The organism is Kutzneria sp. NPDC052558 (assembly GCF_044547355.1).
Classification (GTDB): Bacteria; Actinomycetota; Actinomycetes; order Mycobacteriales; family Pseudonocardiaceae; genus Kutzneria.
The window spans coordinates 36169-52503 of the sequence record NZ_JBIUAG010000018.1 but is presented as its reverse complement, the minus strand read 5'-3'; the positions used below and the strand labels follow the sequence as shown (position 1 = coordinate 52503).

At 68.6% G+C, this 16335-nt stretch carries 10 protein-coding genes; 3 read left to right on the top strand and 7 right to left on the bottom strand.

All coding sequences use genetic code 11. From position 1 onward, the window contains the following. Positions 1-120: 120 nt before the first annotated feature. The 3 genes from fusA to rpsL form a co-directional block, all read right to left on the bottom strand. Positions 121-2220 (bottom strand): elongation factor G, encoded by a 2100-nt coding sequence (gene fusA / locus ACIG5F_RS29225; RefSeq protein ID WP_396522902.1) that lies wholly within the window; start codon positions 2218-2220, stop codon positions 121-123. A gap of 92 nt (positions 2221-2312) precedes the next feature. After that, positions 2313-2783 carry a 30S ribosomal protein S7 gene (rpsG, locus tag ACIG5F_RS29220; protein ID WP_273936045.1) on the bottom strand — a complete coding sequence of 157 codons (471 nt, stop codon included), beginning with the start codon at positions 2781-2783 and terminating at the stop codon, positions 2313-2315. Continuing rightward, positions 2783-3157 carry a 30S ribosomal protein S12 gene (gene rpsL, locus ACIG5F_RS29215; RefSeq protein WP_025361387.1) on the bottom strand — a complete coding sequence of 125 codons (375 nt, stop codon included), beginning with the start codon at positions 3155-3157 and terminating at the stop codon, positions 2783-2785. Before rpsL ends, rpsG begins: the two co-directional genes overlap by 1 nt. 483 nt (positions 3158-3640) lie before the next feature. Between rpsL and ACIG5F_RS29210 the strand changes: the two genes are divergently transcribed. Genes ACIG5F_RS29210 through ACIG5F_RS29200 form a run of 3 tightly spaced genes read left to right on the top strand, consistent with a single transcriptional unit; the run spans position 3641 to position 6365 of the window. Continuing rightward, entirely contained in the window at positions 3641-4285 is a 645-nt protein-coding gene (locus tag ACIG5F_RS29210; protein WP_396522899.1) for a YbaB/EbfC family nucleoid-associated protein, read from the top strand. Further along, on the top strand, positions 4285-5121 hold the full coding sequence (locus ACIG5F_RS29205; RefSeq protein ID WP_396522897.1) for a WXG100 family type VII secretion target: 837 nt from the start codon (positions 4285-4287) through the stop codon (positions 5119-5121). Before ACIG5F_RS29210 ends, ACIG5F_RS29205 begins: the two co-directional genes overlap by 1 nt. Continuing rightward, on the top strand, positions 5118-6365 hold the full coding sequence (locus ACIG5F_RS29200) for a WXG100 family type VII secretion target (protein WP_396522895.1): 1248 nt from the start codon (positions 5118-5120) through the stop codon (positions 6363-6365). Before ACIG5F_RS29205 ends, ACIG5F_RS29200 begins: the two co-directional genes overlap by 4 nt. Before the next feature lie 172 nt (positions 6366-6537). On the opposite strand, the gene ACIG5F_RS29195 is transcribed toward ACIG5F_RS29200, so the two are convergent. The 4 genes from ACIG5F_RS29195 to ACIG5F_RS29180 all read right to left on the bottom strand — a co-directional run bounded on the left by ACIG5F_RS29195 (position 6538) and on the right by ACIG5F_RS29180 (position 16220). Next, a complete protein-coding gene (locus tag ACIG5F_RS29195) occupies positions 6538-10437 on the bottom strand; it encodes a DNA-directed RNA polymerase subunit beta' (protein ID WP_396522893.1) in 3900 nt (1299 codons plus the stop codon). Positions 10438-10530: 93 nt separating this feature from the next. Beyond that, positions 10531-14010 carry a DNA-directed RNA polymerase subunit beta gene (locus ACIG5F_RS29190; RefSeq protein WP_396522891.1) on the bottom strand — a complete coding sequence of 1160 codons (3480 nt, stop codon included), beginning with the start codon at positions 14008-14010 and terminating at the stop codon, positions 10531-10533. 226 nt (positions 14011-14236) lie between these two features. Continuing rightward, entirely contained in the window at positions 14237-15031 is a 795-nt protein-coding gene (locus tag ACIG5F_RS29185) for a hypothetical protein (protein WP_396522889.1), read from the bottom strand. A 637-nt stretch (positions 15032-15668) separates the two neighbouring features. Continuing rightward, positions 15669-16220, bottom strand: a complete 552-nt coding sequence (locus ACIG5F_RS29180) for a DUF2017 family protein (RefSeq protein ID WP_184864429.1) — start codon at positions 16218-16220, stop codon at positions 15669-15671. Positions 16221-16335 lie beyond the last annotated feature (115 nt).

Here is a 16335-nt window from a genome sequence, read left to right as displayed (position 1 = left end):
TTGTGTTGCTTCCGCCGGGCCGGATTGTGGTTGGTCGTCCCGGCGGTTACGTCAGGGTCGGTTGGTCGGTGGCCCGGGACCGTACAGCCCCGGACAACCGGTGAAGACTTGCGGGGCTGACTACTCCCCGGTCGCCTTCGCGATGATTTCCTTCGCCACGTTGGTCGGAACCTCGGCGTAGGAGTCGAACAGCATCGTGTAGTTCGCCCGACCCTGGGTCTTGGACCGCAGGTCGCCGACATACCCGAACATCTCCGACAGCGGAACCAGTGCCTTCACGACACGGGCGCCGCTGCGCTCCTCCATCGCCTGGATCTGACCACGGCGGGAGTTCAAGTCGCCGATGACGTCGCCCATGTAGTCCTCGGGCGTGGTCACCTCGACAGCCATCACCGGTTCCAACAGCACCGGGCCGGCCTTCCGGGCGGCTTCCTTGAGCGCCATCGAACCGGCGATCTTGAAGGCCATTTCGGAGGAGTCGACCTCGTGGTAGGCACCGTCCAGCAGCGTGACCTTGATGCCGACCAGCGGGTAGCCGGCCAACACGCCGTACTGCATCGCGTCCTGGGCGCCGGCGTCGACCGAGGGGATGTACTCCCGCGGGATGCGGCCACCCGTGACCTTGTTGTCGAACTCGTAGAGCGCACCGTCGGTGCTCTCCAGCGGCTCGACGTCGATGAGCACCTTGGCGAACTGGCCAGAACCGCCGGTCTGCTTCTTGTGCGTGTAGGAGTACTTCTCGACCTTCTTGCGAATGGTCTCGCGGTAGGCCACCTGGGGCTTACCGATGTTCGCCTCGACCTTGTAGTCGGACTTCATCCGGTTGACGAGCACCTCGAGGTGCAGCTCGCCCATGCCGGCGATGATCGTCTGACCGGTCTCCTCGTCCAGCTTGACCTGGAAGGTGGGGTCCTCCTCGGCCAGCTTCTGGATCGCGGTGCCCAGCTTCTCCTGGTCGGCCTTCGTCTTCGGCTCGATGGCCACCGAGATGACCGGGTCCGGGAAGGTCATCGACTCCAGGACGATCGGGTTCTGCGGGTCGCACAGCGTGTCACCGGTCGTGGTGTCCTTCAGACCGATGGCGGCGTAGATGTGACCGGCGCTCGCGACCTCGACCGGGTTCTCCTTGTTGGAGTGCATCTGGAAGAGCTTGCCGATGCGCTCCTTGCGGTCCTTGGTCGAGTTGATGACCTGGGAACCGGCGTTGAGCTTGCCCGAGTAGACCCGGATGTAGGTCAGCTTGCCGAAGAACGGGTGCGCGGCGATCTTGAACGCCAGCGCCGCGAACGGCTCGTCGGCAGAGGGCTTGCGGGTGGCCGGCGTCTCGCCGTCCTGCAGCGTGCCCTCGACCGGCGGCACGTCCAGCGGGGACGGCAGGTAGTCGATGACGGCGTCGAGCATGGGCTGCACGCCCTTGTTCTTGAACGCCGAGCCACACAGCACCGGGTAGGCGATGCGGTCGGTCACGATCTTGCGGATGCCCCGCTTGATCTCCTCGACCGTCAGCTCCTCGCCGCCGAGGTAGCGCTCCATGAGCTCGTCGTCGGTCTCGGCGACGGCCTCGATCAGCGCCTCGCGGTACTCCGCCGCCTTCTCGGCCAGGTCGGCCGGGATCTCCTCGACGGTGTAGTCGTCGCCCTTCTGGACCTCGCCGTGCCAGGTCAGCGCGCGCATCTGCACCAGGTCGACGACGCCGATGAAGTCGTTCTCGGCGCCGATCGGCAGCTGGATGGGCAGCGGCTTGGCGCCAAGGCGCTCCTGGATGGTGCGGACGGTGAAGTAGAAGTCCGCGCCCAGCTTGTCCATCTTGTTGACGAAGCAGATACGCGGGACGTCGTACTTGGTCGCCTGCCGCCAGACCTGCTCGGACTGGGGCTCGACGCCCTCCTTGCCGTCGAAGACGGCCACCGCGCCGTCAAGGACCCGCAGCGAGCGCTCGACCTCGACGGTGAAGTCGACGTGCCCCGGCGTGTCGATGATGTTGATCTGGTGGTCGTTCCAGAAGCAGGTGGTCGCGGCGGACGTGATGGTGATGCCGCGCTTCTGCTCCTCCTCCATCCAGTCCATCGTCGCCGCGCCGTCGTGGACCTCACCGATCTTGTAGTTGATCCCGGTGTAGAACAGGATCCGCTCGGTGGTGGTGGTCTTTCCCGCGTCGATGTGGGCCATGATCCCGATGTTGCGGACCTTGGCCAGGTCAGTGAGCACTTCCTGTGCCACGGGTGTCTTCCTTGCTGTTCGTGCGGCTGTGGTCGGTGCGGGTGGCGCCGATCCGTTGCGGCCGGCTCACGAAGGGGCCGGCCGCGCCCGAATCACCAGCGGTAGTGCGCGAAGGCCTTGTTGGACTCGGCCATCTTGTGGGTGTCCTCACGGCGCTTGACGCTGGCGCCCAGGCCGTTGCTGGCGTCCAGCAGCTCGTTCATGAGGCGCTCGACCATGGTCTTCTCGCGGCGCTGCCGGGAGAAGGTGATCAGCCAGCGCAGCGCCAGGGTGGTGGAGCGGCCGGGCTTGACCTCGATCGGCACCTGGTAGGTGGCGCCACCGACGCGGCGGCTCTTCACCTCGATGGCCGGCTTCACGTTGTCCAGCGCGCGCTTGAGCGTCACGACCGGGTCGGTGCCGGTCTTCTCGCGAGCACCCTCGAGCGCCTTGTAGACGATCGCCTCGGCGACCGAGCGCTTGCCGTCCACGAGCACCTTGTTGATGAGCTGCGTCACCAGCGGGGAGCTGTAGACCGGGTCAGAGATCAGCGGCCGCTTCGGGGCCGGGCCCTTGCGGGGCATCAGCTCTTCTCCTTCTTCGCGCCGTAGCGGCTACGAGCCTGCTTGCGGTTCTTGACGCCCTGCGTGTCCAGCGAGCCGCGGATGATCTTGTAACGCACACCCGGCAGGTCCTTAACACGGCCACCGCGAACGAGCACCATCGAGTGCTCCTGCAGGTTGTGGCCCTCACCCGGGATGTAGGCCGTGACCTCGATGCCGCTGGTCAGCTTCACGCGGGCGACCTTGCGCAGCGCCGAGTTCGGCTTCTTGGGCGTAGTGGTGTAGACGCGGGTGCACACGCCGCGCCGCTGCGGGCTCCCCTTGAGAGCCGCGGTCTTGGTCTTCGCGACCTTGTCCTGGCGGCCCTTGCGGACCAGCTGCTGGATCGTGGGCATAGACCGGCTGCTTCTTCCGTTCGCGTCTTGGCGTCCTCGCGGGCGCCGTGGACTCTGTGTACTTGGCCCCTCCGTCCCCCGAGGTCGGGCGTGTCGCCCGCTCACGGGACCCGCGAGAGACCAACTAGCTGTCCCAACGGTTTCCGGAGGACTTCCGTCGCCCTGAGGTCGACGCAGCCAGAGACTGCCATCCACAGGCACGCGGAGCGGCCCGACATGGGTCGGGCACGGATAACAAAGATACCTTCCCCGTGCCCCGAGGGTCAAAACGGGGGCCGGGTACGCACCGGACACGCGTGTCGCACGTGGCGTGTCGCACTCCCGGCAAGATCAGGAAGTCGTCCCGGCGACCCCATGGGCAATCGTCGCGGACAGCATAGTCGACCGCGTGTTCGATCCCGTTCCGGGTCATTTCGCGCACGGTGACCACAGCGATGCGGTATGTGTTGTCGGACGATCGCCGACCATGGGGAGAACCGGGGTATGAATCAGGACACCGCCGCACGCCTGGCGGCGTTTCAGCGCAATGTGGCGCAGGCGGAAAAAGACGCCGACCGCTTCACGCTGATGCAGCAGGAGATCGTCGCGATCGAAACGACGGAGACCTCCAGGGACGGCGGGGTCACCGTGGTCGCCGGCCCGGCTGGGGCGGTGCGGTCGATCACCATCAGCCCGTCGGCGATGGGCCTGTCCGCGCAGGCCCTGTCCCGTCTGGTCACCACCACGTTCCAGCAGGCCGTGGCCAAGGCGGCCCGCCAGCAGGCCGAGATCGTGCAGCGCTACGCCGGCGACCGCACCGACATCGCCGCCCGGGTGAACAAGGTGCAGGAGGAGCTGGCCAACCCGCCGCAGCCGCCGGCCGACGCCTGGCACGACGCCCCGGCGCCGGCCCAGTCCCCGGCCCAGCCGCAGGTCCAGGCCCCGATCCAGCCCCAACACCAGCCCCCGGCGCACACCGCGCCCGCGCACCACGCGCGGCCCGAGCCCCGGGACCACCCCGACGACTCGATGCCCGACAGCATCCTGGCCGACGAGCGCCGGCCGGCCCCGCGACCGGCCCCGCCGGCCCGGCCCCGGCCGGCCGATGACGACGAGGAGTTCCGCTTCGGCTCGGAGGACTCGTTCTGATGGGCGAGGGATTCAGCGTCGTCACCGAGGAACTGGCCCAATGCGGCAAGCGCGTGTCGTCGATGTCCGGCCAGGCCCAGTCGCTGCACGGAAGGGCCACCGCGGCCGAGGTTCCGTCCCGGTCGTGGGGGCTGCTCGGTGAATTGACGACCCACGGCAAGTACGTGGAATTGCAGAACCAGCTCACCGACCACCTGTCGTCGATGACGACCGGGTTGGACAACGCCGGGCAGCGCATTTCCAACACCGCCGATCTGTACCGGGAGACCGACGAGCGGCACAAGAAGGAGATCACCGACGCCGGCGGCGACAAGGGCGATCCCGGCAAGGTCGATCCCGGTCAGTCGGGCGGCCCGCGCCAAGGCAGTCCGGTCGACGGGGGCCCGGGCGGTGGCGGCGGCCCCCGTGGTCGGGTGCCCGACATCCCCGACATGCACGGCGGCGACAGCCGCGGCCCCGGCGCGGGCGGCAGCGGCCCGGTCGGCGGTCCCGGCGGCGGCGCTCCGGTGGGCGGGGTGCAGCCCGGCTTGCCGCCGGAGAAGCCGTTGAAGCCGGTCGACCCGGGCATGACCAGCGGGGACGGCCACCAGAACGTGCACGGCAAGATCACCGTAGTGGTCGAGGGCGGCGGCCCCGTCACGGTCGAGGTGACCGGCGATGCCCAGGAGGACGTCGAGGTCAAGGGCGACATCCAGCAGGCCGACGGCCACACCGAGCACGTCGACGTGCACGCCCAGACCGACAACGCCGGCCACGCCAAGGTGGCGCTGAAGGACCCGGCCTACGAGCACATGAGCGGCACGCTGCTCCCCGACACCCCGCAGGAGCAGGCATGAGTTCGCTGCCGGTCGGCCAGACCGACGTCCTGGACGAGATCTACGGCACGGGCTCCGACGTGCACGCCACCGTCACCGAGATCGAGCAGTACTCCTCGGAGGCCGACGACTCCGGCGGCGGCGACCCGCTGAACGCGCTGATCAGCAAGGGCCTCGGCTTCGTCATCGACTACATCGAGCCGGTCAAGGAGGCGCTGGAGTTCGTCACCGGCAGCCCGGACGCGCTGAACGCGGCCGCCGACACGTACTCGCAGCTGTCGGCCGACATCGACCAGCTCGGCTCCCAGCTGCACGACGAGCTGATCAGCGGCTTCGCCAACTGGAAGGGTGACGCGTCCGACACCGCCCACCAGGAGATGGCCCACTTCCTGGACGGCATCCACGGCACCGCCACGTTGGCCGGCTACATCGTGCAGCTGCTCAAGGCCAGCGCGTCGATGATGCAGGCGGCCAAGGACATCATCATCGGCATCATCGCCGACTTCGTGGAGCAGATGCTGATCACCTGGGCCGCCGCCCTGGCCACCACCATCTTCACCCTCGGCCTGTCCGACGCCGCCGCCACCGCGGCCACCGTCACCGAGGCCGGCGTGGCCGTCAGCAAGGCCGGGGCCGAGGTGTCCAAGGTCAGCAAACTGATCGAGAAGGTCGGCAAGCTGATCGAGAAGATCATGCAGATGATCCGCAAGATCGCCGAGCTGCTGAAGAAGTTCGCCGCGAAGATCCAGTCCATGGGCGGCAAGCTGGCCAAGATCGGCGAGGACATGGCCGAGGGCGCCGGCAAGGTGGGCAAGATCGTCGGCAAGGGCATCGGCAAGGCCGGCGACAAGGTGACCGAGATCGGCTCGAACGTGGGCAAGGTCGGCTCGCGGGTGAACGAGGCCGGCACCACCGTCGGCCGCATGGGCGAGCACGTGGTCGCCCGCGACGGCAAGGGCCTGGTCGACGACGCCAAGCAGCTCGGCGAGGACTGGGACCGCATCACCGGCACCGGCAAGCAGGTCTTCGGCAGCAGCGAGAAGGCGGCCGAGGCCGGCTCGTCCGGTGAGAAGGAGGACGAGGGCTTCGACTGGAAGGGCGAGCTCAAGGATGGCGCCAAGGAGCTGTACGGCAAGGTCAAGGACACCATGGACGACCTGCCCGAGCCCGAGCAGTCCGCTCAGGACATCGACAACAACCTGACCGTCGGCAGCGGCCGCTCCAACTACGAGCGCGAGTCCTGGGAGAACCGCCCGGTCTACTGAGGACGGACAAGCGAATGGCCCGCCTCCCCGATGGGGAAGGCGGGCCATTGCTTTGCAGCTGGGGGTCCGGGGGCTTGCCCCCGGCGTGGGGGTCTGGAGGCTCGGCCCCCAGAAGGCGCTAAGGGCGATCCATGCCTGGGTTCTTCCCAGGCATGGATCGCCCCGATCGCACTTACCGGTAGTCGCGACCGAAGTCGTAGTCGTCCAGCGGAACCGCCGCACCCGTGCCGGTGCCGAAGACGTCCGGCGTGTAGTAGCCGTCGTCGTAGGACGGGATCGCGTAGGCCGCGGCCCGCGCCTCCTCCGTCGGCTGCACCTGGATGTTGCGGTAGCGGTTGATACCGGTGCCGGCCGGGATCAACTTACCGATGATGACGTTCTCCTTCAGGCCGATGAGCTTGTCGCTCTTGCCGTTGATGGCGGCGTCGGTGAGCACCCGGGTGGTCTCCTGGAAGGAGGCCGCCGAGAGCCACGACTCCGTCGCCAGCGAGGCCTTGGTGATACCCATCAGCACCGGACGGCCCGAGGCCGGCTCGTTGCCCTCGGCGACGACGCGACGGTTGGACGTCTCGAAGTCGCTGCGCTCGATCGGGGCTCCCGGCAGGAACTCCGTCGCGCCCGAGTCGATGATGATCACGCGGCGGAGCATCTGCCGCACGATCACCTCGATGTGCTTGTCGTGGATGGACACACCCTGCGACCGGTACACCTTCTGCACCTCGTTGACCAGGTGCAGCTGGGCCTCGCGGGGACCCATCACGCGCAGCACCTCGTGCGGGTCCGGGGTGCCCTCCAGCAGCTGCTGGCCGACGGCCACGTGGTCGCCGTCCTGCAGCGGGCCGTCCGGGGTGATCGCCAGGCGCTGGCGCTTGGACAGCTTGTCGAAGATGATCTCCTCGCTGCCGTCGTCCGGCACCAGGGTGATCTTCCAGAACCGGTCGCCGTCCTCGATCCGCACCCGGCCGTCGACGTCGGCGATCGGCGCCTTGCCCTTGGGCACGCGGGCCTCGAACAGCTCCTGCACACGCGGCAGACCCTGGGTGATGTCGTCCGCGCCGGTGGCGCCACCCTGGTGGAAGGTACGCATGGTCAGCTGGGTGCCGGGCTCACCGATCGACTGGGCGGCCACGATGCCCACCGCCTCGCCGACGTCCACCAGCTTGCCGGTGGCCATCGAGCGGCCGTAGCAGCTGGCGCACACGCCGACGGCCGACTCGCAGGTCAGCACCGAGCGGACCTTGACCCGGATGGTGCCCACCCGGATCAGCGTGTCCAGGGCGGGGTCGCCCAGGTCGGCGCCGCGGTTGAGCACCACGTTGCCGTCCGCGTCGGTGATGTCCTCGGCCAGCGAGCGCGCGTACACGCTGGTGCGCGCGTACTCGTGCATGACGACCTTGTCGCCGACCTTCTCGCCGACGGTCATCGTGACGCCGCGGTTGGTGCCGCAGTCGATCTCACGGATGATCACGTCCTGCGAGACGTCGACCAGACGACGGGTCAGGTAACCCGAGTCGGCCGTCTTCAGGGCGGTGTCGGCCAGACCCTTGCGGGCGCCGTGCGTGGCGATGAAGTACTCCAGCACCGACAGGCCCTCACGGAACGAGTTCTTGATCGGCCGCGGGATGTACTCGCCCTTCGGGTTGGTCACCAGACCACGCATGCCGGCCAGCGACCGGACCTGCGTCATGTTGCCGGCCGCGCCGGACTTGACGATGACCCGGATGGAGTTGTCCTCGGGGAAGGCCGTCTCCATCAGCTTGGCGACCTCGTCGGTCGCCGACTGCCACACCTTGACCAGCTCGTTGTTGCGCTCGGCGTGGGAGAGCTGACCGCGCTGGTAGCGCTTCTCCACGGCCTCGGCCTTGCCCTCGTACTCGTTGAGGATGGCCTTCTTCTCCTCGGGCACGAGCACGTCGGAGATGGCGACCGTCACGCCCGAGCGGGTGGCCCAGTAGAAGCCGGCGTCCTTGAGCTTGTCCAGCGTCCGCGCCACGGCGACCATCGGGTACCGCTCGGCGAGGTCGTTGACGATCTCACCCTGCCGCTTCTTGGGCATCTCCTCGTTCATGAACGGGTAGTCCGCCGGCAGCAGCTCGTTGAACAGCACCCGACCCAGGGTGGTCTCGGCCAGCCACGGCTGGCCGGGCTCCCACTCCTCCGGCTCCTGCCCGCGCGGCGGCACCTGGTCGTTCAGGCGCACCTTGATCGGCGCCTGCAGGCCGATCACCTTGCGGTCGAACGCCATGATCGCCTCGGCCACCGAGGAGAAGGCGCGGCCCGCGCCCTCGGCGTCCGGCTTGATCCGGGTCAGGTGGAACAGACCCGTGACCATGTCCAGACGCGGCATCGCCAGCGGCCGCCCGGAGGCGGGCGACAGGATGTTGTTGCTGGACAGCATCAGGATCCGGGCCTCGGCCTGGGCCTCGGCCGACAGCGGCAGGTGCACCGCCATCTGGTCGCCGTCGAAGTCGGCGTTGAAGGCCTCACAGACCAGCGGGTGCAGCTGGATGGCCTTGCCCTCGACCAGCTGCGGCTCGAAGGCCTGGATGCCGAGGCGGTGCAGCGTGGGCGCGCGGTTGAGCATCACCGGGTGCTCGGTGATGACCTCTTCCAGCACGTCCCACACGGCCGGCCGGGCCCGCTCCACCATGCGCTTGGCGGACTTGATGTTCTGCGCGTGGTTGAGGTCGACCAGCCGCTTCATCACGAACGGCTTGAACAGCTCCAGGGCCATCGCCTTGGGCAGGCCGCACTGGTGCAGCTTGAGCTGCGGGCCGACCACGATGACCGAACGGCCGGAGTAGTCGACGCGCTTGCCCAGCAGGTTCTGGCGGAACCGGCCCTGCTTGCCCTTGAGCAGGTCGGACAGCGACTTGAGCGGGCGGTTGCCCGGGCCGGTCACCGGCCGGCCGCGGCGGCCGTTGTCGAACAGCGCGTCGACGGCCTCCTGCAGCATCCGCTTCTCGTTGTTGACGATGATCTCGGGCGCGCCGAGGTCGATCAGTCGCTTCAACCGGTTGTTGCGGTTGATCACCCGGCGGTACAGGTCGTTCAGGTCGGAGGTGGCGAACCGGCCACCGTCGAGCTGGACCATCGGCCGCAGGTCCGGCGGGATCACCGGGATGCAGTCGAGCACCATGCCCATGGGCGAGTTGCGGGTCTGCTGGAACGCCGCCACGACCTTGAGCCGCTTGAGCGCGCGCAGCTTCTTCTGGCCCTTGCCGCTGCGGATGGTCTCCCGCAGGATGTCGGCCTCGGCGTCGACGTCGAAGTCCTTGGCCAGCTGCTGGATGGACTCCGCGCCCATCGAGCCGGTGAAGTAGTCGCCGTAGCGGTCGATCAGCTCGCGGTAGAGCAGCTCGTCGGCGATGAGCTGCTTGGTGTCGAGCTTGGTGAAGGTGCTCCAGATCTCGTCGAGCCGGTCCAGCTCGCGCTGGGCCCGGTCGCGGAGCTGGCGCATCTCTCGCTCGCCGCCCTCCTTGACCTTGCGGCGCACGTCGCTCTTGGCGCCCTCGGCCTCGAGCTCGGCCAGGTCGGCCTCGAGCTTCTGGGCGCGCGCCTCGACGTCGGCGTCGCGGCGGTTCTCCACGCGCTTGCGCTCGACCTGCATCTCGCTCTCGAGCGTGGGCAGGTCGTTGTGGCGCAGCTCGGTGTTCACCGCGGTGATCACGTACGCGGCGAAGTAGATGATCTTCTCGAGGTCCTTCGGCGCCAGGTCGAGCAGGTAGCCCAGCCGGCTGGGGACGCCCTTGAAGTACCAGATGTGGGTGACCGGAGCGGCCAGTTCGATGTGGCCCATCCGCTCCCGGCGCACCTCGGCGCGGGTCACCTCGACGCCGCAGCGCTCACAGATGATGCCCTTGAAGCGGACGCGCTTGTACTTGCCGCAGTAGCACTCCCAGTCCCGGGTCGGACCGAAGATCTTCTCGCAGAAGAGTCCGTCCTTCTCGGGCTTGAGGGTGCGGTAGTTGATGGTCTCGGGCTTCTTGACCTCGCCGTAGGACCACTGGCGGATGTCGTCGGCCGTGGCGAGGCCGATGCGGAGCTCATCGAAGAAGTTGACGTCGAGCACGTCGGCTCTTCTCCCCTTCGGGTTGATTGCTGCCTGGGGGTCGGGACGCTGACCGCGGCGTTTCGGGGACGGCCGCGGTCAGCGCGGGCGAGGTCAGTTGACGACGTCGTCGACGGACGGCGACTCGTTCCGGGACAGGTTGATGCCGAGGTTGGCAGCCGCCCTCTCCAGATCCTCGTCGTCGCCGTCGCGCATCTCGATCGCGGCGCCGTCGCTGGAGAGCACCTCCACGTTGAGGCAGAGGGACTGCAACTCCTTGAGCAGCACCTTGAACGACTCCGGCACCCCGGGCTCGGGGACGTTCTGGCCCTTGACGATGGCCTCGTACACCTTCACGCGGCCCAACTTGTCGTCGGACTTGATGGTGAGCAGCTCCTGCAGGGTGTAGGCGGCGCCATAGGCCTGCATCGCCCAGCACTCCATCTCACCGAAGCGCTGGCCACCGAACTGCGCCTTACCACCCAGCGGCTGCTGCGTGATCATCGAGTACGGGCCGGTCGACCGGGCGTGGATCTTGTCGTCGACCAGGTGGAGCAGCTTGAGGATGTACATGTAGCCGACCGCGACCGGGAACGGGTACGGCTCGCCGCTGCGGCCGTCGAGCAGCGTGGCCTTGCCGTTCTGGCCGACCATGCGCTCACCGTCGCGGTTCGGGGTGGTCGCCCCGAGCAGGCCGATGATCTCGTCCTCGCGGGCGCCGTCGAACACCGGCGTGGCGGTGTTCGTGTTCGGCGGCACGTTGTACAGCTCCTCGGGCAGCTTGGACGCCCAGTCCGGGTCGCCCTCGATGCTCCAGCCCTGCTTGGCGATCCACCCGAGGTGGGTCTCCAGCACCTGGCCGATGTTCATACGACGGGGCACGCCGTGCGTGTTCAGCACGATGTCGACCGGCGTGCCGTCCGGCATGAACGGCATGTCCTCGACCGGCAGGATCTTGCCGATGACGCCCTTGTTGCCGTGGCGGCCGGCGAGCTTGTCGCCGTCCTGGATCCGGCGCTTCTGGGCGACGTAGACGCGGACCAGCTCGTTCACGCCCGGGGGCAGCTCGTCGTCGTCCTCCCGGCTGAACACCCGGATGCCGATGACCTTGCCGGTCTCGCCGTGCGGCACCTTCAGCGAGGTGTCGCGGACCTCACGGGCCTTCTCGCCGAAGATCGCGCGCAGCAGCCGCTCCTCCGGGGTCAGCTCGGTCTCGCCCTTGGGCGTGACCTTGCCGACCAGGATGTCGCCGTCGCGGACCTCGGCGCCGATCCGGATGATGCCGCGCTCGTCGAGGTCGGCCAGGACCTCCTCGGAGACGTTCGGGATGTCCCGGGTGATCTCCTCGGCGCCGAGCTTGGTGTCCCGGGCGTCGATCTCGTGCTCTTCGATGTGGATCGAGGTCAGCACGTCGTCCTGCACCAGGCGCTGGCTCAGGATGATCGCGTCCTCGTAGTTGTGCCCCTCCCACGGCATGATCGCGACGAGCAGGTTCTTGCCCAGCGCCATCTCGCCGTTCTGGGTGCACGGGCCGTCGGCGATGACCTGGCCGTGCTCAACCCGGTCGCCCTCGTTGACGATGGGCTTCTGGTTGATGCAGGTGCCCTGGTTGGACCGGCGGAACTTGTGCATCGCGTAGGTCTGGCGGCTGCCGTCGTCGGCCATCACCGTGATGAAGTCGGCCGACAGCTCCTCGACCACGCCGGACTTCTTGGCGATCACCACGTCGCCCGCGTCCACCGCGGCGCGCAGCTCCATGCCGGTGCCGACCAGCGGGGACTCGCTGCGCAGCAGCGGCACCGCCTGGCGCTGCATGTTGGCGCCCATCAGCGCGCGGTTGGCGTCGTCGTGCTCGAGGAACGGCACCATGGCGGTCGCCACCGACACCATCTGGCGCGGCGAGACGTCCATGTAGTCGACGTCGGCGGTGTCGGCGAGGTCGGTCTCGCCGCCCTTGCGTCGCACCATCACGCGCGGCTCGAGGAAGTTGCCATCGTCGTCGATCGGCGTGTTGGCCTGGGCCTTGACGTACCGGTCCTCCTCGTCCGCGGTCAGGTAGTCGATCTGGTCGGTGACCCGGCCGTCGACGACCTTGCGGTAGGGGGACTCGATGAAGCCGAACGGGTTGACCCGCGCGAACGAGGACAGCGAGCCGATCAGGCCGATGTTCGGGCCTTCCGGCGTCTCGATCGGGCACATCCGGCCGTAGTGGGACGGGTGCACGTCGCGCACGTCCATGCTGGCGCGCTCACGGGAGATACCGCCCGGGCCGAGCGCGGACAGCCGGCGCTTGTGGGTCAGACCGGCCAGCGGGTTGGTCTGGTCCATGAACTGCGACAGCTGCGAGGTGCCGAAGAACTCCTTGATCGCGGCCACCACCGGCCGGATGTTGATCAGGGTCTGCGGCGTGATCGCCTCGACGTCCTGGGTGGTCATGCGCTCGCGCACGACCCGCTCCATGCGGGACAGGCCGACCCGGATCTGGTTCTGGATCAGCTCGCCCACGGTGCGCAGGCGGCGGTTGCCGAAGTGGTCGATGTCGTCGACCTCGACCGGCACCGTGGTGTCGTTGACCGTCATCTCGGTCTCGCCCGCGTGCAGGCGCACCAGGTACTCGATCGTGGTGACGATGTCGTCCTCGGTCAGCACGCCGGTGGACACCGGGAAGCCCAGGCCCAGCTTCTTGTTGACCTTGTACCGGCCGACCTTGGCCAGGTCGTAGCGCTTCTCCTTGAAGAACAGGTTCTCCAGCAGAGCCTGCGCGCTCTCCTTGGTCGGCGGCTCGCCCGGACGCAGCTTGCGGTAGATGTCCAGCAGCGCCTCGTCCGGCCCGGCGGTGTGGTCCTTCTCCAGCGTGGCCAGCAGCGTCTCGCTGAAGTGGAACCGCTCGCGGATCTGCTCCGTGGTCCAGCCGAGAGCCTTGAGCAGCACGGTGACCGGCTGGCGGCGCTTGCGGTCGATGCGCACGCCGACGGTGTCGCGCTTGTCGACGTCGAACTCCAGCCAGGCGCCCCGGCTCGGGATGATCTTGACGTTGAAGACGTCCTTGTCGGTCGTCTTGTCGATCGCGGTGTCGTAGTAGACGCCGGGCGAACGCACGAGCTGGGAGACCACCACCCGCTCGGTGCCGTTGATGATGAACGTGCCCTTGTCCGTCATCATCGGGAAGTCACCCATGAACACCGTCTGGCTCTTGATCTCGCCAGTGGTGTGGTTGGTGAACTCCGCGGTGACGAACAGCGGGGCCGCGTACGTCATGTCCTTGTCCTTGCAGTCCTCGACCGAGGCCTTGACCTCGTCGAAGCGCGGGTCGGAGAAGGACAACGACATGGAGCCCGAGAAGTCCTCGATCGGGGAGATCTCGTTGAGGACCTCTTCGAGACCACCGGTCGGGGCCTCGTCACCGGCGTCCACCCGGCGCTGGAACCACGCCTCATTGCCGGTGAGCCACTCGAACGAGTGAGTCTGAAGTTCGAGGAGGTTGGGAGCGGCCAGCGGCTCGCGGATCTTCGCGAACGAGACGCGCCGGGGTGCTCCGGGAATTCCGGTGGAGTTGGTCGCAGCAGTGGCCTTGGTCGCGCGGGAGACTGCCAAGATGCGTCCTTCCAGGGACTGATGTACTGGCGGCAGCCGCGTCAGCAGGGACTAACGCGTCTGTCAAGGGTGCGTGGCTCCCCGAATCCCGTGCTCTCGGCGAAGGGCATACGGACAGAGGGCAGCGCAAAGGGGCAGTCTAGCCCGGAGAATGGCGACTGTCGAGGGGTCCCTGGAAGGCCCACGGCGGTGCTCACCGACAGAGTGACCCCGCCCAGCCTCGCAGTCAAGGTGTCACCGGCCGATCACTCCAGTGGCGGACAGCAAATCCACCCGCCTGGACGGCGCTGACCAGCGGCGACGATCGCGGCGACTGATGATCACACTCGAAAGAGGTTGGCACACCCTGGCGACTCACCAGACTTACCACCGCCGAAACAGTGTGGCGAACGTCACTTCCGAACGGGGTGGTGAAGATCGTGCGCGGGGGTATCGCGAGCCGGTCGAGGACCTCGGCCAGCGCCCGGTCGAACAGCCGCTCCCCGTACCCGACCGGGGCGGCCGGCCGCACGTGCAGCACCGCCGCGTAGCCGGCCGCCGCGCCCGCCGCCGGGCCCTCCAGCCAGCCGCGGATCGACGCGTCGCAGTCCTCGCGGCGCAGCGCCAGGCCGACCCGGTAGCGCGCCAGCGCCCGCAGGGCGGCCCCGCTCACCAGCAGCACGCCCGCCGCCACCCGCGTGCGGGCGTGCCGCTCGCGGTCGCACGCCCCCAGCACGGTGTCGAACGCGGTCACCCAGTCCGCCCGGCGGAGCTGGGCCACGGTCGGGCTCCGGCCCGCCGTCGCGCCGCCGGGGCCTGGGTCGGCGAGTCCAAGGGAGTCGAGCCCAAGGGAGTCGAGCGCAGAGGAATCAACCACAGAGGAGTCGAGCACCGGGGGATCAAGCACCGGGTCGTCCGGCACCGGGACCGGGCGCAGGCCCGCGGCGGCGAGCCCGGCCGCCAGGATGCGCAGTGCCGCGGTGCGCTCGGTGGGGCGCACGCCGAGCACCGCGATGGTCTTCGTGGGCGAGATGTCGGTCATGGGACAAGCCTGGCGCTGGAAGCCCCCGCTCGACCCCGTATGGGTCTCCAATCTTTTCTTGGCCCGCTCTACCCCCTGTGAGCTGCGGATTCACCTCGAAAACGGGTCAGAAGTTCGGTTCAGGCTCCGGGTTTTCTGGCCGTGAGGGCGAATTGTCGGGGTGCGGGGCTAGCTTCGAACCGGAAAGGGGGTGTGTGCGCGGCGGTCGGCGAAGAAGGGGAACGTGGATGGTGAGCAAGGCGGAGCGGGACGAGGTGCGGGCGTGGATGCTCGAACTCGGCTGCCCGGTCGAGCGGATCGCCACCGAGATGGCCCAGCGCTTCGGCGCCCGGCCCCGGCTGGCCTGGCGGTACGCGCTCGGCTGGACGCAGGTGCAGCTCGCGCACCGCTACAACCGGGCCAATCCCGGCCGGGCGGTCAGCGCCGAGCGGGTCAGCGAGTGCGAGAACTGGCCCGCCTCCCGCGGCCGGCCCAGCCTCCAGTACCTGCTCGGGCTCGCGCGGGCGTACGGCAACGGGTGCAGCGCGCTCAAGCTCGCCGATCTCGCCGACCTGCGGGCCATGCCCGAGCACGAGCGCGAGCTGCTGCTGGCCGGGCCCGCGGGCGCGACGCCGCGGCGGCCGCCGCTGCCGCTCGGTCAGCCCCTGGACGCGCCCAGTCCGGTGAACTCGCCGAGCGTGTCCACCACCGCGCGCAGCCAGCAGGCCCGGTCGTACCGGCGGCGCTGGTCGGCGGGGGCGTCCTCGGGCAGCGGCGCGGACAGCGCCTCGGGCACCCAGGTGGCCAGGTAGGCGATGCGCAGGCTGAGCAGCACCCGGGTCCAGGCGCGCAGCCGCTGCGGATCGTCGGCCAGCCGCACCACGCCGCCCTCGGTCGGCAGGTTGCGCCATGCGTCGGCCACCGCGGCGCGCAGTCCGCCGATCAGCTCCGGCTCCCACCACAGGCGGACCTCGGCCGGCTCGCTGTCCGGCACGTGCATGCGCAGCACGGCCTGCAGCGGCGGGTGGTCGGTCGGCTCGGTGGGCAGCGCGATGCCGAGCACCTCGCCCAGCGGGTAGTCCGTCGTGTACTGGCTCAGCCGCCAGTCGAGCAGCGCGTGGAACTCCGCCAGCCTGCTGCGCAGCCAGGCCACGCGCTCGGGCTCCAGGGTGCCGACCACGACGCCGTCATCCCGATGCCACTTGATCACGGACCCGACCTCCCCAGCCACCCGAACGGTTGATCAATATTTACCAGCTCACCGAGTGTGCGGGTGTGAAAGGGAGGAGTAATGGCGACCCGCCGGCCGTACTCGTGGCATTTGC